At 23.7% G+C, this 18,585-nt stretch carries 27 protein-coding genes and 1 pseudogene; 13 read left to right on the forward strand and 15 right to left on the reverse strand.

Annotation, left to right across the window (positions count from 1 at the left end; translation table 4 throughout):
* Window positions 1–27 precede the first annotated feature (27 nt).
* Window positions 28–939, reverse strand: coding sequence for a DNA polymerase III subunit delta (holA, locus tag AAHM85_RS03070; protein ID WP_342260953.1), 912 nt, complete (start codon window positions 937–939; stop codon window positions 28–30).
* Window positions 940–1,157: 218 nt separating this feature from the next.
* Window positions 1,158–1,310: a hypothetical protein gene (locus tag AAHM85_RS03075; RefSeq protein ID WP_342260954.1), complete on the reverse strand. Its 153-nt coding sequence runs from the start codon at window positions 1,308–1,310 to the stop codon at window positions 1,158–1,160.
* Between the two features lie 141 nt (window positions 1,311–1,451).
* On the opposite strand from AAHM85_RS03075, the gene AAHM85_RS03080 reads away from it, so the two are divergent.
* Window positions 1,452–2,084 carry an IS1595 family transposase gene (locus tag AAHM85_RS03080; RefSeq protein WP_342260955.1) on the forward strand — a complete coding sequence of 211 codons (633 nt, stop codon included), beginning with the start codon at window positions 1,452–1,454 and terminating at the stop codon, window positions 2,082–2,084.
* A gap of 2 nt (window positions 2,085–2,086) precedes the next feature.
* Here the strand turns inward: AAHM85_RS03080 and AAHM85_RS03085 are convergent, their stop codons facing one another.
* Together AAHM85_RS03085 and AAHM85_RS03090 are read right to left on the reverse strand one after the other, a co-directional pair.
* Window positions 2,087–2,581 (reverse strand): transposase family protein, encoded by a 495-nt coding sequence (locus AAHM85_RS03085; RefSeq protein WP_342260487.1) that lies wholly within the window; start codon window positions 2,579–2,581, stop codon window positions 2,087–2,089.
* 4 nt (window positions 2,582–2,585) lie between these two features.
* Window positions 2,586–2,933: a transposase family protein gene (locus AAHM85_RS03090; RefSeq protein ID WP_342260488.1), complete on the reverse strand. Its 348-nt coding sequence runs from the start codon at window positions 2,931–2,933 to the stop codon at window positions 2,586–2,588.
* A gap of 87 nt (window positions 2,934–3,020) precedes the next feature.
* Here AAHM85_RS03090 and AAHM85_RS03095 point away from each other — a divergent pair, with 87 nt between their 5' ends.
* The gene (locus AAHM85_RS03095) at window positions 3,021–3,263 is read left to right on the forward strand and encodes a transposase (RefSeq protein WP_342260603.1); all 243 of its coding nucleotides are present in this window, start codon (window positions 3,021–3,023) and stop codon (window positions 3,261–3,263) included.
* 373 nt (window positions 3,264–3,636) lie between these two features.
* Here AAHM85_RS03095 and AAHM85_RS03100 read toward each other — a convergent pair whose 3' ends face one another.
* Complete coding sequence (locus AAHM85_RS03100) at window positions 3,637–4,104, reverse strand: hypothetical protein (RefSeq protein WP_342260956.1); 468 nt, start codon at window positions 4,102–4,104, stop codon at window positions 3,637–3,639.
* A gap of 271 nt (window positions 4,105–4,375) precedes the next feature.
* On the opposite strand from AAHM85_RS03100, the gene AAHM85_RS03105 reads away from it, so the two are divergent.
* Together AAHM85_RS03105 and AAHM85_RS03110 are read left to right on the forward strand one after the other, a co-directional pair.
* Window positions 4,376–4,654 carry a transposase gene (locus tag AAHM85_RS03105; RefSeq protein ID WP_342260957.1) on the forward strand — a complete coding sequence of 93 codons (279 nt, stop codon included), beginning with the start codon at window positions 4,376–4,378 and terminating at the stop codon, window positions 4,652–4,654.
* Between the two features lie 41 nt (window positions 4,655–4,695).
* A complete protein-coding gene (locus tag AAHM85_RS03110) occupies window positions 4,696–5,301 on the forward strand; it encodes a DDE-type integrase/transposase/recombinase (RefSeq protein ID WP_342260958.1) in 606 nt (201 codons plus the stop codon).
* Window positions 5,302–5,308: 7 nt separating this feature from the next.
* Here AAHM85_RS03110 and AAHM85_RS03115 read toward each other — a convergent pair.
* Window positions 5,309–6,098 (reverse strand): IS5 family transposase gene (locus tag AAHM85_RS03115; protein WP_342260572.1). Its coding sequence is split into 2 segments (ribosomal slippage): window positions 5,309–5,836 and window positions 5,838–6,098, totalling 789 coding nucleotides; the frame shifts between segments, so codons are not numbered across the junction.
* A 122-nt stretch (window positions 6,099–6,220) separates the two neighbouring features.
* A complete protein-coding gene (locus AAHM85_RS08445) occupies window positions 6,221–6,433 on the reverse strand; it encodes a hypothetical protein (protein WP_425289725.1) in 213 nt (70 codons plus the stop codon).
* Between the two features lie 64 nt (window positions 6,434–6,497).
* Here AAHM85_RS08445 and AAHM85_RS03120 point away from each other — a divergent pair, with 64 nt between their 5' ends.
* Together AAHM85_RS03120 and AAHM85_RS03125 are read left to right on the forward strand one after the other, a co-directional pair.
* Complete coding sequence (locus AAHM85_RS03120) at window positions 6,498–6,845, forward strand: transposase family protein (protein WP_342260488.1); 348 nt, start codon at window positions 6,498–6,500, stop codon at window positions 6,843–6,845.
* A 4-nt stretch (window positions 6,846–6,849) separates the two neighbouring features.
* Window positions 6,850–7,344: a transposase family protein gene (locus tag AAHM85_RS03125; RefSeq protein ID WP_342260487.1), complete on the forward strand. Its 495-nt coding sequence runs from the start codon at window positions 6,850–6,852 to the stop codon at window positions 7,342–7,344.
* Here the strand turns inward: AAHM85_RS03125 and AAHM85_RS03130 are convergent.
* Window positions 7,334–7,930 (reverse strand): class I tRNA ligase family protein, encoded by a 597-nt coding sequence (locus tag AAHM85_RS03130; RefSeq protein WP_342260959.1) that lies wholly within the window; start codon window positions 7,928–7,930, stop codon window positions 7,334–7,336. The genes AAHM85_RS03125 and AAHM85_RS03130 overlap by 11 nt on opposite strands.
* 122 nt (window positions 7,931–8,052) lie before the next feature.
* On the opposite strand from AAHM85_RS03130, the gene AAHM85_RS03135 reads away from it, so the two are divergent.
* Complete coding sequence (locus tag AAHM85_RS03135) at window positions 8,053–8,400, forward strand: transposase family protein (protein ID WP_342260488.1); 348 nt, start codon at window positions 8,053–8,055, stop codon at window positions 8,398–8,400.
* A 4-nt stretch (window positions 8,401–8,404) separates the two neighbouring features.
* Complete coding sequence (locus AAHM85_RS03140) at window positions 8,405–8,899, forward strand: transposase family protein (protein WP_342260487.1); 495 nt, start codon at window positions 8,405–8,407, stop codon at window positions 8,897–8,899.
* On the opposite strand, the gene AAHM85_RS03145 is transcribed toward AAHM85_RS03140, so the two are convergent.
* Window positions 8,889–9,485, reverse strand: a complete 597-nt coding sequence (locus AAHM85_RS03145; protein WP_342260959.1) for a class I tRNA ligase family protein — start codon at window positions 9,483–9,485, stop codon at window positions 8,889–8,891. The genes AAHM85_RS03140 and AAHM85_RS03145 overlap by 11 nt on opposite strands.
* A 122-nt stretch (window positions 9,486–9,607) precedes the next feature.
* Between AAHM85_RS03145 and AAHM85_RS03150 the strand changes: the two genes are divergently transcribed.
* On the forward strand, window positions 9,608–9,955 hold the full coding sequence (locus AAHM85_RS03150) for a transposase family protein (protein ID WP_342260488.1): 348 nt from the start codon (window positions 9,608–9,610) through the stop codon (window positions 9,953–9,955).
* Between the two features lie 4 nt (window positions 9,956–9,959).
* Window positions 9,960–10,454: a transposase family protein gene (locus AAHM85_RS03155; RefSeq protein ID WP_342260487.1), complete on the forward strand. Its 495-nt coding sequence runs from the start codon at window positions 9,960–9,962 to the stop codon at window positions 10,452–10,454.
* Here the strand turns inward: AAHM85_RS03155 and AAHM85_RS03160 are convergent.
* The gene (locus AAHM85_RS03160; RefSeq protein ID WP_342260960.1) at window positions 10,428–11,375 is read right to left on the reverse strand and encodes a class I tRNA ligase family protein; all 948 of its coding nucleotides are present in this window, start codon (window positions 11,373–11,375) and stop codon (window positions 10,428–10,430) included. The genes AAHM85_RS03155 and AAHM85_RS03160 overlap by 27 nt on opposite strands.
* Window positions 11,376–11,475: 100 nt before the next feature.
* Between AAHM85_RS03160 and AAHM85_RS03165 the strand changes: the two genes are divergently transcribed.
* On the forward strand, window positions 11,476–11,823 hold the full coding sequence (locus AAHM85_RS03165) for a transposase family protein (protein WP_342260488.1): 348 nt from the start codon (window positions 11,476–11,478) through the stop codon (window positions 11,821–11,823).
* 4 nt (window positions 11,824–11,827) lie between these two features.
* Window positions 11,828–12,073: a transposase family protein gene (locus AAHM85_RS03170; RefSeq protein ID WP_342260961.1), complete on the forward strand. Its 246-nt coding sequence runs from the start codon at window positions 11,828–11,830 to the stop codon at window positions 12,071–12,073.
* 253 nt (window positions 12,074–12,326) lie between these two features.
* On the opposite strand, the pseudogene AAHM85_RS03175 reads toward AAHM85_RS03170, so the two are convergent.
* The 4 genes and pseudogenes from AAHM85_RS03175 to AAHM85_RS03190 all read right to left on the reverse strand — a co-directional run.
* A pseudogene (locus AAHM85_RS03175) lies at window positions 12,327–13,202 on the reverse strand (class I tRNA ligase family protein); the annotation flags it as partial.
* A gap of 527 nt (window positions 13,203–13,729) precedes the next feature.
* Window positions 13,730–14,521: a hypothetical protein gene (locus AAHM85_RS03180; protein ID WP_342260963.1), complete on the reverse strand. Its 792-nt coding sequence runs from the start codon at window positions 14,519–14,521 to the stop codon at window positions 13,730–13,732.
* An 11-nt stretch (window positions 14,522–14,532) separates the two neighbouring features.
* Window positions 14,533–14,946: a hypothetical protein gene (locus tag AAHM85_RS03185; protein WP_342260964.1), complete on the reverse strand. Its 414-nt coding sequence runs from the start codon at window positions 14,944–14,946 to the stop codon at window positions 14,533–14,535.
* A gap of 113 nt (window positions 14,947–15,059) precedes the next feature.
* Window positions 15,060–16,340, reverse strand: coding sequence for an IS3 family transposase (locus AAHM85_RS03190; RefSeq protein WP_342260965.1), 1,281 nt, complete (start codon window positions 16,338–16,340; stop codon window positions 15,060–15,062).
* A 68-nt stretch (window positions 16,341–16,408) separates the two neighbouring features.
* Here AAHM85_RS03190 and AAHM85_RS03195 point away from each other — a divergent pair, with 68 nt between their 5' ends.
* Window positions 16,409–16,681 (forward strand): transposase, encoded by a 273-nt coding sequence (locus tag AAHM85_RS03195; RefSeq protein ID WP_342260966.1) that lies wholly within the window; start codon window positions 16,409–16,411, stop codon window positions 16,679–16,681.
* A 453-nt stretch (window positions 16,682–17,134) separates the two neighbouring features.
* Here AAHM85_RS03195 and AAHM85_RS03200 read toward each other — a convergent pair whose 3' ends face one another.
* Window positions 17,135–18,556: an MATE family efflux transporter gene (locus tag AAHM85_RS03200; RefSeq protein WP_342260967.1), complete on the reverse strand. Its 1,422-nt coding sequence runs from the start codon at window positions 18,554–18,556 to the stop codon at window positions 17,135–17,137.
* Window positions 18,557–18,585 lie beyond the last annotated feature (29 nt).

Below are 18,585 nucleotides of genomic sequence, written 5' to 3' on the forward strand. Positions count from 1 at the left end.
TGAGTTTAAAACATCTATAATTATATACTAAATATTCAAAAAAAATAAATCAATTGTGATATTTTTATTAAACTTTCCTTTTTTGATATTGTAATCTAATTCATATAATTTTAACAAAATATTATTAATATTTAAACTAATATTTAAATATTGTTCTAATATTTTTACTTGAAACTTGGAAATATTTAATATATTAGAAATATCTTCATTACTTTTTTTTTGTTTAACTAAAATTTTGATATCTCTAATTAATTCTAATTGATATACAAGAATATTAATCAGTTTAATTTTATCATAATTAATAACATTATAATAGTTATATTGTGTTCAAAAATTGTTATAATCTTTTTTTAATATATATTCAATAGTTTTAAAAATATTTGTTTCAAAATATTTAGGAACCACCTCAATAATAATATCTGAAGTTATTTTTTTTCCAATTAATCTTAATTTTGATAACTCATTTAAAATAATACTGACATCATTTGGCAAGTATTCTAAAAGAAAATTAGTTGCTTCTTGAGTAATGTTAATTTTAAAACTATTGCAAACTTTATTAATTAATAATAATAATTGTGCTTTTGTATAATTTTTAATTTTTATAATATTAAATTGTTGAAATTCTCTACTAATTTTAAAATCAACATTTAAACTTTTAATAATTATCATTGTTTTTTGATTATGATTAAGCAAAGCATTAACAAATTTTTTTTCTTTAATATATTTTTGTCATAAATTACTACTATCATTAATTACAATTACTTTATTTTCTTCAAATATACTCATAATTTGAATTTCATTAATAATATTAGCAATTGTATCGTCTTGTAATTCATATAGATTATAATCATAATTTTCTTTTTTATGATTTTTTTTAATTAATTGTTCAATATTTTTTCTTACTAAATACTCATCTTGACCATGAACAATATAAACCATGTTTCCAACCTCACAAAATTATTAATATATTTTATGTTAATGTTATAATATCATAATGTTTCATATATATAATCACACTTTTATTTTTTCCTCAATAATAAACTTTTTTTAAGTTTATTTAGTGTTTCAATATTCGGAAACTATTTTAATTTTTGATAATATTCCAAATTTGAACTTTTATCTTATATACTAATTGTTATCTCTAATGTTTTAAAACATTATCAATTTTCAACTAAAGTATAAAGATTCTCAGAAACTGCTTGATGAACTAATGTTGTTGGATGAACTTCATCAAAAAAGAAATAATTATTTAATGTTTCTTTTGTTGAACCATTAACATATGTTGCTGTAACAGCACCATCTAATGCCATATGAGCATAATCAAATTCAATTGCATTTTGAATAATATTTTCGGAATTTTACGTTTATTGGCAATAACTTATATACATTATTATTTCTGAAAACTATAATTAGATATTAGTAAAATAAAATCTAATTAAAGGTGATTGAAAATGAATATTTTAGACATAATAAATAAATTTCCAAACCAAGAATCTTGTATAAAATTTTTAGAAGAAATAAGATGAAATAACAAACCAAAATGTCTTTTTTGTTTTAGTGAAAAAGTTAACTCTGTTTTAAAAGAGTCGCGTTATAAATGCAAAAAATGTCATAAGTCTTTTAGTGTAACTGCTCAAACTATTTTTCATCATACACGTGTACCACTTCAAAAGTGATTTATTTTAATAGTATTAATGGCTAATGCTAAAAAAAGTTTATCATCATCTCAAGCTTCAAGAGACTTAAATTTACGTTTAGCAACTGTATGAAAAATGATGCATAAAATTAGAAAGGCAATGGCTAATGATGAGATTAAATTATTAGCAAAAATATTAGAGATGGATGAAACATATGTGGGTGGAAAACCGCGTAAATATAATGATGTTGATAATAAAAATAACTCATTACGTGGTAGAGGAACTAGTAAAGAGTGTGTTGTTGGCATTATTGAACGAAATGGTAATGTTAAATTATTTCATGCAAAAAATAAAAGTATTAAATCTGAAAATTTAATGAAAATAGTTAAAGAAAATGTTGATATTAACAATTCTATTCTTTTTACTGATGAATATCGTGGATATTAGACTTACTGCATAACGTTTTTAAGTTTTAATGATAAATTATAAAATCCTGCAATTAAATTAAATCTTAAAAATATTCGTTTTCTGGCTTTTCTAAATTTATAACCAATAATCTTAAAACATTTTAAAAATGCAAAAACATGTTCAATTTTTCTACGAGTTTTATTAATAATCTTATTAAAGATTTTGGTTTTATTTGTTTTAGGATTATTTTTGCTAATTTTAATGGGTAAAAATGTATTAGCATGAATTTTTTGTAAACCTTGATAACCTTTATCTGCAAGAATTATAGTTTCTGGTAAAAACTTTAACTTTGAATTCTTAAAAGTTTTAAAATCATGATTTTTACCAATATCAGAAAAAATATTTAAAATTTCATTAGTATTTGCATTAATTACGGTTTGAAACTTAACAGTATGCATTCATTTTTTACCAGAAAATCAATCTTTTTGGTTATATTTTGGTCGTTCTGTTTCTACCTCTGTTACATCAATTATCAAAATTTTATTTTTTAATTCTTCTTTTTAAAAAAATATTTTTATTTGTTAAATTATTAAACTTATTATTCTTTATTAAAATATCTTCAATTGAACGAATATTTCGTAAAGCAGTAGTATCAACCATACCATACTCAGCACCAATACTATGATATGTACGATTTTCATATAAATATCTTAAACTCATTACTAGTCGATCTTCTATTGACATTTTATATGGCCTTCCACCAATAGTAGTTTTGAGTTTTTGATGTTCTAATAAAATATTTAAAATTTCGTTAAAAACGAGTTTATTAATACCCACTATTTTACGAAAATATTGATCAGATTTATCTTTTAATTCAAAATATGTCATAAAGTTTATCCTTAACTATTCAAATTTTATTTTAATAATAACAAAAAAATAAAAAGTTAACTAGTTATGCAGTAAGTCTATTATAAAATGAATAAAATTTTACCACATGAACAAGTTAATCACAAAAAATATTTTTCTTATAATGGTATTCATACAAATACAATAGAAAGTTTTTGAGCAATATTAAAAAGAGGTTTTATCGGCCAATTTCATTGAGTTTCAAAAAAATGACTCCAATCTTATTTAAATGAATTTTGTTTTAAATATAATAACCGTAAAGAAAAAATCACATTTAAAAATATCATAATTAAATTATTTATTAAGAATTAAGTGTTAACCAATAAGCGTAAAATTCCGAATATTTTTACCTTCTTGTTGAAATATCAGCGCATATTTACTTAATTCTTCTCTTAAACTAAATCTTCTAATAAAATTAGGATAATTAGTTGTATATAAAGATATCTCGTGATTTCAAAGTGTTTTATAAGCATCAGATAATTCTTTTGCTAAAACTTGCGATTTAGTTCCATAATATTTTGGGACAAGACTAAAATCTGGAACATCAGTAACAACAATATGTTGGATGCCTTTATTAATTAATTCTTGAATTATATCCCCTTCTTTTATAATTGCATTTCAAGTCCTTTATAATAGTTACCATCAATAGCAGCCAACATATCATTATTTCCTGATTCAAGAAAGACTAAATCGTCACTTTGTAAATCTTGATGTTGAGATAATAAAGTATTCATTTGATGCTCAAGACTAAAACGATTTGAATAAATGTTCCTGTTCATGAATCATTTTCAGCTGCAACAGCGCCATTAACCGCATAATTATTACCAAATTGTTCATAAGTTGCTGCATCATTTAAAATCCTATATTTTCATCCTGCTTGTAAGTTTAAATGTAATTTATTAGCTAAAATTTCAGCTGCAACCTTACCATTACTGAAAGAACGATTTAAATAATACGGATCTCCTAATTCTACTTGAGCGACTCATCAAGGTGCTAATGGTGATTTTTGCACAAAGTCACTCCCAGCTCCAACAAAACTCCCAGTATCAGAAAGACTATCACCAAGAACATATAACTGATGATAATCAATAACTGTTTTTTCTGTCTTATTATTGGATGTAATAGTAGTTATCAACATTGAAGGTAATAACAAAATTTTTCGGAATTTTACGCTTATTGGTTAACACTTAATTCTTAATAAATAATTTAATTATGATATTTTTAAATGTGATTTTTTCTTTACGGTTATTATATTTAAAACAAAATTCATTTAAATAAGATTGGAGTCATTTTTTTGAAACTCAATGAAATTGGCCGATAAAACCTCTTTTTAATATTGCTCAAAAACTGGATCGGCTACAATTTATTGGACACTAATTATGTAGACAAATAACAATATTTGTTAAAAGAAAGGAAATATAATTATGGCCAATATTACTTCATATACAGATGAATTTAAAAAACAAATAGTAGCTTTATATCAAAGTGGCAAATCAGTATCTTGTCTTGTTAAAGAGTACAATGTTACAAGAGCAGTTGCATATAAATGAATTAAGCAATTTACTAATTCGGGAAGTTTTAAAACTAAAGATAATCTTTCTGATTTAGAAAAACAATTAATTCAAATGAATAAAGAATTAAAACAATTACGAATGGAAAATGATATTTTAAAGCAAGCAGCACTAATAATAGGCAGAAAGTAGAGATTATTGCAAATAATAAATGAAAATATAAGATTCGCCCAATGTGTCGTTTTTTAAAAATTTCTAAATCAACATATTATTTTAATTTAAAGAAAAAAGAAGATAAAATCAAAAATAATATTTATGATCAAGCTGTTATTAGTGCTTTTAAAGAAAACAAATGTGTTTATGGAACAAGAAGATTAAAAGTCATACTAGAAAAACAAGAAATTTATTTATCAAGAAGAAAAATTAAAAAAATTATGGATAAACATAATTTAATGTCAAAATACACTAAATTATCATTTAAAAATCATCGTAATAAAGTAAATAATGAACAAATCACTAATATTGTTAATAGAAACTTTAATAATAGAATTAAAAATGAGGTGATTGTCAGTGATCTTAGTTATGTTGAAGTTAATGGTAAATGAAACTATATTTGCTTATTAATAGACCTATTTAACCGCGAAATTGTTGGACATAGTGTAGGTACTAAAAAAGATGCATCATTGGTATATCAAGCATTTATGCAATCAAATCGCTGTTTAAAAGATATGCAAATATTTCATAGCGATCGAGGTAACGAATTTAATAATAAAATTATTAACAAACTTTTATTAGCATTCAATATTACCCGCTCTTTAAGTAAAAAAGGTTGTCCTTAGAACCTGTTTAGAATCTTTTTAATAAAATTGAAATAAAGGAAAGAACAACCATTTGTAAACTAGTATTTAATTTTCTTTCACAATTTTTTCATAATCTTCTACATTTTTCTAATCAAGCAAAACTTCGCTCTACAACTCATCTTTTTGGTAATACTACAAAAGAATGTAATTCATTACGTTTTACAACTTCAACATTCGCATTTATAATTGTTTTGATTGCAGAAGCAAATTTTTCACCAGTATAACCAGCATCTACTATTATTTTTTGAACTGTAGAAAGATTTTCTTTTTCATTTTGAATCATTATTATAGCACTATTACGATCTGTTTTTTCTGCTGTAGTTACGTAAATTGCATGTGGTAAACCTTGAGAATCAACAGCAATATGACGTTTTATTCCTGAAATCTTTTTACCAGCATCATAACCTTTGTTTTTAGTAGTATCTGTATTTTTAACACTTTGTGAATCAATTATACAAAAACTGGTTTTTTCTTTTCGATGATTATTGATACGAACTTTTCTAACTAATTTTTTTTAAAATTAATTGTCATATGCTAGGTTCTTTACCATTATTTTTACTTCAAATTTGAAAATAATAATATACAGTTTGTCATTTTGGAAAATTTTTTGGTAACATTCTTCATTGACAACCACTTTTTAATACATATAAAACTGCACAAAATACTTCATATAAATCTAAATTTCTTGGTTTTGTTTTCTTTTTGACATTTTCTAAAATTAATCTTATGTTCTCAAATTGTTCTTTAGTGACATGACTTGGATAATTTTTATGCATATATACCTCTTATTTTAAAATATATAGTAATTTTACCTTATTCTCTAAAAGATTCTAAACAGGTTCTAAGAAAAATATTTTTTGTGATTAACTTGTTCATGTGGTAAAATTCCGAAAGTTTTTTACAATTCTTTAATCTTGGCATTGATTAAAGTTTTTTGATTTTGATACTTTTCTAATTTCCGTTTTTCTATTTCAACTTTTGTTGGTGATGCCTTTGCTAAAAATTGTTGGTTACTTAAAATATCTTTACTACGTTTTATTTCATTTTCAATATAAACTAATTCCTGTTTTAATTTTGCTAACTGTTCTTCTTTATTAGACTTACTGCATAACTAGTTAACTTTTTATTTTTTTGTTATTATTAAAATAAAATTTGAATAGTTAAGGATAAACTTTATGACATATTTTGAATTAAAAGATAAATCTGATCAATATTTTCGTAAAATAGTGGGTATTAATAAACTCGTTTTTAACGAAATTTTAAATATTTTATTAGAACATCAAAAACTCAAAACTACTATTGGTGGAAGGCCATATAAAATGTCAATAGAAGATCGACTAGTAATGAGTTTAAGATATTTATATGAAAATCGTACATATCATAGTATTGGTGCTGAGTATGGTATGGTTGATACTACTGCTTTACGAAATATTCGTTCAATTGAAGATATTTTAATAAAGAATAATAAGTTTAATAATTTAACAAATAAAAATATTTTTTTAAAAAGAAGAATTAAAAAATAAAATTTTGATAATTGATGTAACAGAGGTAGAAACAGAACGACCAAAATATAACCAAAAAGATTGATTTTCTGGTAAAAAATGAATGCATACTGTTAAGTTTCAAACCGTAATTAATGCAAATACTAATGAAATTTTAAATATTTTTTCTGATATTGGTAAAAATCATGATTTTAAAACTTTTAAGAATTCAAAGTTAAAGTTTTTACCAGAAACTATAATTCTTGCAGATAAAGGTTATCAAGGTTTACAAAAAATTCATGCTAATACATTTTTACCCATTAAAATTAGCAAAAATAATCCTAAAACAAATAAAACCAAAATCTTTAATAAGATTATTAATAAAACTCGTAGAAAAATTGAACATGTTTTTGCATTTTTAAAATGTTTTAAGATTATTGGTTATAAATTTAGAAAAGCCAGAAAACGAATATTTTTAAGATTTAATTTAATTGCAGGATTTTATAATTTATCATTAAAACTTAAAAACGTTATGCAGTAAGTCTATTAAATAAATTTGAAACATTAATTTCTATTACTGCTAAATTAATAATTTTAATTACTTTATTATTAACAGACAACGGACTATCACTAATAGTAACAATTTGAGTATTAGTTAATTGTAATAAATAAGGATTTAAAGTATTTTTTTCTACTTCAAAAAAAGAATTAGTAGTATTGATATGAATAGTTAACGGTAATTTTAATGATAAATTAAGTTCTTTACGAATTTCTCGAATATTACTAATAATTTCGATTAATATTTCAACAAATTGTGTTACATCTTTTGTTTTTTCCATAACTTTAACTTTAGGAAACTTATTTGTTAAAATGCTATTTTTATACCCCATTTCTTCATAAATTGCTTCTGTAATAAAGGGAATAAAGGGATGAACCATAATAATAATTTGCTGTAATACATAATATAATGTTTGTAATGAGTTACTTTGTTGCTCTTGATTTTGTAAATTAACTTTATTTAATTCAATATATCAAGAACAATATTTATTTCATATAAAATTTGATAGTGCTTTAACCACTAAAACAAATTCATATTTTTCCATATATTGTTCTACATAAATAATCAATTGATTAAGTTCTTGTAAAATTCATTGATCAATAAATGATAATAGACTTACTGCATAACTAGTTAACTTTTTATTTTTTTGTTATTATTAAAATAAAATTTGAATAGTTAAGGATAAACTTTATGACATATTTTGAATTAAAAGATAAATCTGATCAATATTTTCGTAAAATAGTGGGTATTAATAAACTCGTTTTTAACGAAATTTTAAATATTTTATTAGAACATCAAAAACTCAAAACTACTATTGGTGGAAGGCCATATAAAATGTCAATAGAAGATCGACTAGTAATGAGTTTAAGATATTTATATGAAAATCGTACATATCATAGTATTGGTGCTGAGTATGGTATGGTTGATACTACTGCTTTACGAAATATTCGTTCAATTGAAGATATTTTAATAAAGAATAATAAGTTTAATAATTTAACAAATAAAAATATTTTTTTAAAAAGAAGAATTAAAAAATAAAATTTTGATAATTGATGTAACAGAGGTAGAAACAGAACGACCAAAATATAACCAAAAAGATTGATTTTCTGGTAAAAAATGAATGCATACTGTTAAGTTTCAAACCGTAATTAATGCAAATACTAATGAAATTTTAAATATTTTTTCTGATATTGGTAAAAATCATGATTTTAAAACTTTTAAGAATTCAAAGTTAAAGTTTTTACCAGAAACTATAATTCTTGCAGATAAAGGTTATCAAGGTTTACAAAAAATTCATGCTAATACATTTTTACCCATTAAAATTAGCAAAAATAATCCTAAAACAAATAAAACCAAAATCTTTAATAAGATTATTAATAAAACTCGTAGAAAAATTGAACATGTTTTTGCATTTTTAAAATGTTTTAAGATTATTGGTTATAAATTTAGAAAAGCCAGAAAACGAATATTTTTAAGATTTAATTTAATTGCAGGATTTTATAATTTATCATTAAAACTTAAAAACGTTATGCAGTAAGTCTATTAAATAAATTTGAAACATTAATTTCTATTACTGCTAAATTAATAATTTTAATTACTTTATTATTAACAGACAACGGACTATCACTAATAGTAACAATTTGAGTATTAGTTAATTGTAATAAATAAGGATTTAAAGTATTTTTTTCTACTTCAAAAAAAGAATTAGTAGTATTGATATGAATAGTTAACGGTAATTTTAATGATAAATTAAGTTCTTTACGAATTTCTCGAATATTACTAATAATTTCGATTAATATTTCAACAAATTGTGTTACATCTTTTGTTTTTTCCATAACTTTAACTTTAGGAAACTTATTTGTTAAAATGCTATTTTTATACCCCATTTCTTCATAAATTGCTTCTGTAATAAAGGGAATAAAGGGATGAACCATAATAATAATTTGCTGTAATACATAATATAATGTTTGTAATGAGTTACTTTGTTGCTCTTGATTTTGTAAATTAACTTTATTTAATTCAATATATCAAGAACAATATTTATTTCATATAAAATTTGATAGTGCTTTAACCACTAAAACAAATTCATATTTTTCCATATATTGTTCTACATAAATAATCAATTGATTAAGTTCTTGTAAAATTCATTGATCAATAAATGATAATAGACTTACTGCATAACTAGTTAACTTTTTATTTTTTTGTTATTATTAAAATAAAATTTGAATAGTTAAGGATAAACTTTATGACATATTTTGAATTAAAAGATAAATCTGATCAATATTTTCGTAAAATAGTGGGTATTAATAAACTCGTTTTTAACGAAATTTTAAATATTTTATTAGAACATCAAAAACTCAAAACTACTATTGGTGGAAGGCCATATAAAATGTCAATAGAAGATCGACTAGTAATGAGTTTAAGATATTTATATGAAAATCGTACATATCATAGTATTGGTGCTGAGTATGGTATGGTTGATACTACTGCTTTACGAAATATTCGTTCAATTGAAGATATTTTAATAAAGAATAATAAGTTTAATAATTTAACAAATAAAAATATTTTTTTAAAAAGAAGAATTAAAAAATAAAATTTTGATAATTGATGTAACAGAGGTAGAAACAGAACGACCAAAATATAACCAAAAAGATTGATTTTCTGGTAAAAAATGAATGCATACTGTTAAGTTTCAAACCGTAATTAATGCAAATACTAATGAAATTTTAAATATTTTTTCTGATATTGGTAAAAATCATGATTTTAAAACTTTTAAGAATTCAAAGTTAAAGTTTTTACCAGAAACTATAATTCTTGCAGATAAAGGTTATCAAGGTTTACAAAAAATTCATGCTAATACATTTTTACCCATTAAAATTAGCAAAAATAATCCTAAAACAAATAAAACCAAAATCTTTAATAAGATTATTAATAAAACTCGTAGAAAAATTGAACATGTTTTTGCATTTTTAAAATGTTTTAAGATTATTGGTTATAAATTTAGAAAAGCCAGAAAACGAATATTTTTAAGATTTAATTTAATTGCAGGATTTTATAATTTATCATTAAAACTTAAAAACGTTATGCAGTAAGTCTAATGATTTATTATAGGCAATATTTTCATCCAATTGAAACTTATCATCAGTATTCATTAGTACATAACGTGCAGCATTTCATAATTTATTATTGAAATTTCAAGCTGATTCAACTTTAGTAATACTAAATCTTAAATCTTGACCCGGAGCACAATTGCTAACTAAAAAATAACGTAAAGCATCCGCGCCATACTTTTTAATAATTTCCATTGGATCAATTCCGTTATTTAATGATTTTGACATTTTTCTACCTTGTTCATCACGAATTAAACCATGAATTAAAACATTAGTAAATGGTTTTTGATTAGTAAATTTTCAACCCATAAACATCATTCGTGCAACTCAAAAAAATAAAATATCATAAGCAGTAACTAATACTGATATTGGATAATATTTTTGCAAATCAACATTTTTTTGCGGTCAACCCAAAGTTACAAAGGGTCATAAACCGCTAGAAAATCATGTATCTAATACGTCTGATTCTTGAATATAATCGTTAATTGGTGATGGTGGGTTAGTATCAACATAAATTTTCTTAGTTTTTTTATGATATCAAACTGGAAGCAAATGACCCCATCATAATTGACGAGAAATACATCAATCTTGAATATTATTTAATCACTGCAAAAATTGTTGTTCAAATAATATTGGATGAAAATCAATCTTTGTTTTCTTATTTTTTTGTTTATCAATAATCATTTCAACTAATGGTTTCATTTTTATGAATCATTGTTGTGATAAATATGGCTCAATAATAGCGTTACTTCGTTCTGAATAACCAACTTGATGAAGATGTTCTTCAACCTTTACAACTAAATTTTCTTTTCTTAATTGTTCAACTAATTGTTTACGACATACCATTCGATCTTGATTAATATATGATTGTGCTAATTCATTCATAGTTCCATCAACATTCATACAAATAGGTATTGCTAAATTAGACTTACTGCATAACTAGTTAACTTTTTATTTTTTTGTTATTATTAAAATAAAATTTGAATAGTTAAGGATAAACTTTATGACATATTTTGAATTAAAAGATAAATCTGATCAATATTTTCGTAAAATAGTGGGTATTAATAAACTCGTTTTTAACGAAATTTTAAATATTTTATTAGAACATCAAAAACTCAAAACTACTATTGGTGGAAGGCCATATAAAATGTCAATAGAAGATCGACTAGTAATGAGTTTAAGATATTTATATGAAAATCGTACATATCATAGTATTGGTGCTGAGTATGGTATGGTTGATACTACTGCTTTACGAAATATTCGTTCAATTGAAGATATTTTAATAAAGAATAATAAGTTTAATAATTTAACAAATAAAAATATTTTTTTAAAAAGAAGAATTAAAAAATAAAATTTTGATAATTGATGTAACAGAGGTAGAAACAGAACGACCAAAATATAACCAAAAAGATTGATTTTCTGGTAAAAAATGAATGCATACTGTTAAGTTTCAAACCGTAATTAATGCAAATACTAATGAAATTTTAAATATTTTTTCTGATATTGGTAAAAATCATGATTTTAAAACTTTTAAGAATTCAAAGTTAAAGTTTTTACCAGAAACTATAATTCTTGCAGATAAAGGTTATCAAGGTTTATAAAAAATTCATGCTAATACATTTTTACCCATTAAAATTAGCAAAAATAATCCTAAAACAAATAAAACCAAAATCTTTAATAAGATTATTAATAAAACTCGTAGAAAAATTGAACATGTTTTTGCATTTTTAAAATGTTTTAAGATTATTGGTTATAAATTTAGAAAAGCCAGAAAACGAATATTTTTAAGATTTAATTTAATTGCAGGATTTTATAATTTATCATTAAAACTTAAAAACGTTATGCAGTAAGTCTATTGTGACGTAATGCAATTTCATAGTCATTAGCATCATGAGCTGGTGTACATTTCATAGCACCTGTTCCAAAATTCATATCAACATAATCATCAGCGATGACTTTAATTAACATTTTATTAGCTGGATTAACAACCATTTTACCAATAAATTGTAAATAACGTTTATCTTTACTATTTACAACTATACACTGATCAGCAAACATTGTTTCTGGTCTGGTGGTAGCAATAGTAATAAATTCACTACTATTTTCTACAAAATATTTTAAATAATACATTTTTCCTTTTGTTTCATGATAATTTACTTCAATATTAGAAATAGCGGTTTTTAATTCTGGATCTCAATTTACTATCTTTTTTCCTCAATAAACTAAACCTTCTTTATATAACTTTACAAATACTTCATTAACTGCTTGCTTAACATTTTCATCTAAAGTAAATACTTCATGCGAATAATCTAATGTTAAACCAAGTTTTGCTCACTGTTTTCTTATGTTTTGTGCATATTCTGTTTTTCATTTTCATGCTTGTTGTAAAAATTTATCTTTACCTAATTCTTGCAAATTAAGTTTTTGTTCTTCTTTAATACGTTGTGCAACTTTAACTTGAGTGGCAATGCCAGCATGATCCATACCAGGTATAAATAAAGTATTAAAGCCTTGTAAACGTTTATAACGAATTAATAAATCTTGGATAGTACTATCTCAAGCATGACCTAAATGTAAAAGTCCCGTTACATTAGGTGGTGGTAAGATAATAGAAAATGTAGGATTAATAGAACTAACATTTGCCTTAAATAATCCAGATTTTACTCATTGCTCATAACGATCCTTTTCAATTTCAATATGATTATATTTTTTGTTTAAATTTCTATTCATTTGTTATACTCCTTTTTAAAATAAAAAAAAATTCCACAAATAGGAACGTTTCTTAACGCGGTACCATCCTAATTCATTTACAAAGTAAATGCACTTAATTATTATTTAAATTACTAGTAATATAAGTTACCTTCAAATTAAAGTTGCTTAGTTTACAGCAACCACTAAGTCTCTAAATTACCATTTAATTTTACTCTTTTATATTTTAAATTAATTATGTATTTTATTTTACATTGTTAATTTTAAAAAACAAGACATTTGAGAAAAGAAAAAATCTATCAAGTATATAGGTGCGTTGCCCCTTGGGTGCTACGCACCCACACCCCACTCACTTTAAAAAAGTGAGACAAAGGGCGTAAACGCCCACGCCAACCAAACCAAAGGTTCTGGTTGGCACCGGCAATACATACACATTTTACTTCTTAGCAAACTTTTTATTCTTATCATAACTACGTTTACCACGAACTTTAATAACATCTCTTTTATCATCTTGTAATATATTATCCAACTTATCTAATCCTACTGCTCTAATATCATCAACAGTAAACTCCAAACCTTTGTGACTGCTCATAGTCTTTAATAGTACTTAATTCACTCTTTAACGAATGAATATAATTTAAAGCACGACTATTATATCTTTGTAAATAAGACCTAGGAAATCATAAACTAAAAGTCATAGTTTCACCGCTATAACTAGGTGGTAATCCACCACGTTTAATTATTTTCTTAGTTTGTCTTTTAGAAAACACAACTTTGTTATAATCATCCACATTAGTATAAATATTTAGTTTAAACTTAACTAAAAATAACAAAATACGCATTCTTTTAACTTGTACAATATATTCTACTTTTTCACGTGCTTGTTTTGGTATTCTATCGGGGTGTTGTTCAATCATATACATAATTCCATTAAAATTATGACCTATTAACTTACAAAACATTCCTAAACTTTCTTGTGTTTCTTTAAATTCGGGTGACAAATCATTACTATTAATTTTCAAACCTAACTCATCAAAAACAAGCATATCATTCTCTTTAAAAGCATAATTACTATTTAATTGATTAAATTTAAAAACATCATCATAAGAACAACGATAACTATACTCATTACGCACTTTAATAGGAATAGGACTAACTACCCTACCTTTATGTCTTTGTGCCAAACAACAAGCAAGAGCAGATTTACCAGTACGTGGTGGTGCTGAAATAATATAACTACCTACACGTTGCAATATCTTTATATTTTTTCTAGTTATTAAAAATGGATAAAGTATTATTAATAATAAAACTCCTAAAAGTAAATAACCATATCAAGGCATTATTTCAACTCCTAACCAACTAAAAATCCAACTGCTTTTAAAAATACTCACAATGTTAAAACTTGTTCTAAACCACTAGTAAAATCAACATTTAAAACAGAACTAATAGTATCATCAAAAATACGTCTCAATAATCCATCAAGTTTAGTAAAAAACTCTCTTAATGGTTCCACGGGTAAAACTTTACCAACTACTCCATAAAGTACTCACCTAAAAGCATTACGCAAATGACCAAAAACATCATATCAACTAACTCGTTCATACTCAGGATTAAAAGGACTATTTGGTGGTACTGGTGTAACTTTTTCACTTGAAAAAACATTAATTTGACCAAAATTTAAAAATGAACGAATATTTGAAATTGATTCACCATGAACATCAAAAAATACTCTTAAATGTCTTAAATTTGGAACACGAACTGGCATAGTAACAAAATTATATAAATCTTGCTGATAAACATCATTATCAACTTTACCTTTAAAAACATATTTTGTATTACCAACATAGTCTAAAAAACTAAAAACAAAAGGGGCATTGGTTAGATAAGTTTACTTTCTTGTCTTCAAATCTGTACAAATTGATTTGGAGGCATTTTCAATCTAATAACTATTCTATCATTGTTTCAATATCTAACAAATTTTTCTAATATTTTATTAAAACTTTCCATACTTTCAAAAGTGCTACCAAACATCATTTTAAAATCTCTTTTAATTCAACGATTTAAACATTCACTAACTTGATTACCTTTAAAACCTGATAGACTTTTTGAATGAATTAGATTAGTACTTGTATTAAAAACTTTACTAACAATTTCGCTTGTATTAGCAAAACCTAAATCTGATTGAATAGTCGTAAAATTACATTGTTTAGCACTGGCTAATTCTATTTGATTAACCACATTTAACACAGTTTTGGCATTTTCACTTTTGTTTATTTTTCAGCCAACAATTGAATTACTGTACATATCAGTAGCAAAAACAACTAATAATTTTGTTTTTTTATCACCAATAATTATATTTTTAAATCATGTGCCATCCATACCAACTTTTTCAAGAAAGTTATTACTTGAAAAATTACGTTTTAATAAATCTTTATTATTTTTTAAATCACTATTTTCTACTACTCTATTTGTTGATTTAGGTTCTAATAATAATTTAATATTATTATCTTTTAATATTTGTTTTATGCTTGTTTTACTGCATTTAAGACCTTTATTTTTTATTTTTAACTCTAATCTTACTTTTTCAAAACTAGTGATATTAATGTACTTTTTTTCATTTTTAATGAGAACTATTTTGTTTATTGCTTGTATCAAATTATCATTAATTTTTGATTGATATTGCTTTTTACCTTTTTTTACTCATAAATAGTATGCTGTTTTGCTAATAGCTATGTAAACAATAATTTTATTTAATTGATGACCTTTTTGCTTATATTTTTCTACTATTAAAAAACACTTATATTTTAATAATTTACTATTTTTTCCCCTTGTTAATTTCTTTTCACAGGCTAATTGCTCCTTTAAAAGTTCTTTTTCAACCTCATCTTTTAAAGCTTGTTTTCTAAGTTTATCAATTTCTTTGTTTAATAGTTTAATTTCAATATCTTTCTTATCGATCCTGTGAGAAGTTTGGGATTTAGAAATTTTGGTGAATACATTTTCACCTTTAATTTGATATTGGTTAACCCAATTATAAATTAATACTGGAGTTGATAATTTATATTTGACTTGAATTTCATGTATTTTTAGTTTTTTATCAACTAAATACTCATTAATAACGGCTAATTTTGTTTCTTTTGAATAAACTTTATAATTCATAATTTCTCCTTCTGTATTAATTATTTTTAATTATATTACAGATTGAAAATATTAATTGGTAAACTTAAGTGACTGATGCCTATAATACTGATGATTGAAAAGGATATTGCGATTTCAAATTGGTTTTCCCAAAACATAAAACAGTTAACCATCAAGATGGTTATGTTTCAAAAACTGGTGTAAATACCAATCAAATTGAATCAGTTTGAAAACATATAAGAAGAACATTTAAAACACATATCAAAGTTGCAAAACATCATGTTTATTTATATGCCAAAGAAGCTGCATATAAATTCAACAAGATACCTAGTTTTGAAATTGTAATGCTGTGTTTAATTTAAAAATGTGGGGAGAAGTCCGTAGATACACTTTTCTCAGCATTTATGTGATAAAATTAAAAAATAGTACATAAAGGGAGAAAAGCGTTAAATTATTATAAAACTTTAATTGTAACTAAAAATAAAAAAATCATTACTTCTGCCATTCTCTAAAATCACACCAGTAACTATAATAATTGTATATTAAATGCAATAAAACTATAAATATGAATTTATTTGCTAAAATTTAATAGAATTTTTTCAACATTTTTTAAAGAAAATTTATTAAAATAAAATCTATTATTAACAAAAGGATTTTTAAAATATCATAATTATGATTTACATGATTTTATAAAAAGAAAAAAATGTATCAAATCCAAAGCAAAATCATTTTTGATTAGTTGTTGATGAAAAAGAAATTAAATTAGTTTTGTAAAAACTCTTTATTAATTGAAATTAATACAGTTAATTAAATTATTATCCATGTGGTTCAAATGTCGGATGAGATACATTTTCTACTTTAGAATTAATGATATTTTTATTTCAAGGAATCACCTTATAAAATATATAAGCACAAATAAAATCAGCTGATTTACTTAAACACGAAATCATAATTACCATTTTAATACTTAAGTCAGTTCACTGCAATAAAGCAAAGGTAATAAAAATATCAATAAATCAAATTAAAAATAGATCAGCAATACTAATAATTAAAGTATAGCCACCAGCATAAAGGAAACTAAATAATGGTTGCATCATATTAATGAAAAAATAAGTTACTGCCGAAAAAGCCATATATCAAATTGCAAGTTTCATAGTATTATTAGATAAATTTGGAAATAATACTTTTGGAACTCAAAAAGCACTACTCAAAATAATTAAAGCAATAACAGTTGAAATAGCAAAACTCAATTTTAATATCTTCTTAGCATTTTCTTTAGCAAGTACTAGTTCTCCTGAACCTAACTTGCTACCAACAGCATATCCAACTAAAGCATTATATCCCCTAAAAGTAGAATAAAAAATAGCAACAACACTACCAACAATTTGCACAGCGGCAACAACTTCAGTATCACCAAAATGAGAATATAAAGCTGTTAACATTACCACTGAAACACCAAATAATACTTGACTGGCAAATAAAGGAATAAAAGTAATAATATATTTTTTATGTAAATCTTTTGTAAATTTAAAAATATTTCAATTAGGAGCATAAATTGGTTTTTTATAAATTAAATAACCCAACAGTATAAAACATTCTACTGCTCGTGAAATAATTAAACTTATTGCTAATCCTTCAATACCTAACTGCGGTCCACCACTATATGGTAATGATAAAATACAAACTAAAAATGTATTTAAGAGTAATGAACAAATAGAAGTTATCAATGGTGTTTTAACATTACCACATGTATTCATAGTAATTGACATAATAAAAGCAAAACCTAACAATGGATAATTTCAAGCAATTAATTTACTATATTCTTCAGCAATACCAATAGCATTTTGATGAGAATTATCTTCAGCACCAAGAATTACTCCCATAATTTGTTTACTAAATAATTCTAATATTACAACAAAAAATATTGAAAAAATTAAAGTATAAAATAATTTTATATTAGTAGTTTCTTGGATTTTCTGCTTATCTTTAATACCTAAATATTGAGCAGTAAAAATATTACCGGTAGCAACAATGGCAAAAAAGATATATCAAACCATATCATAAATATTACTTGATGATGCAACTCCAGCAATAGCATCATCATTTCCAAATTGACCAACCACAAAATTATTCATTAAGTTTATTAATGTTTCAATTAAAGATTGTGCACAAATTGGAATCATAAATAATAATGCCATTTTATAAAAGTTTAAATTATCTTTGTTTAACGTTTTCATATCATCTCACCCAATTTAAAAATTTAATA

This window comes from Spiroplasma endosymbiont of Notiophilus biguttatus (assembly GCF_964030985.1).
In the GTDB taxonomy this organism is placed as follows: Bacteria; Bacillota_I; Bacilli_A; order Mycoplasmatales; family VBWQ01; genus Spiroplasma_E; species Spiroplasma_E ixodetis_A.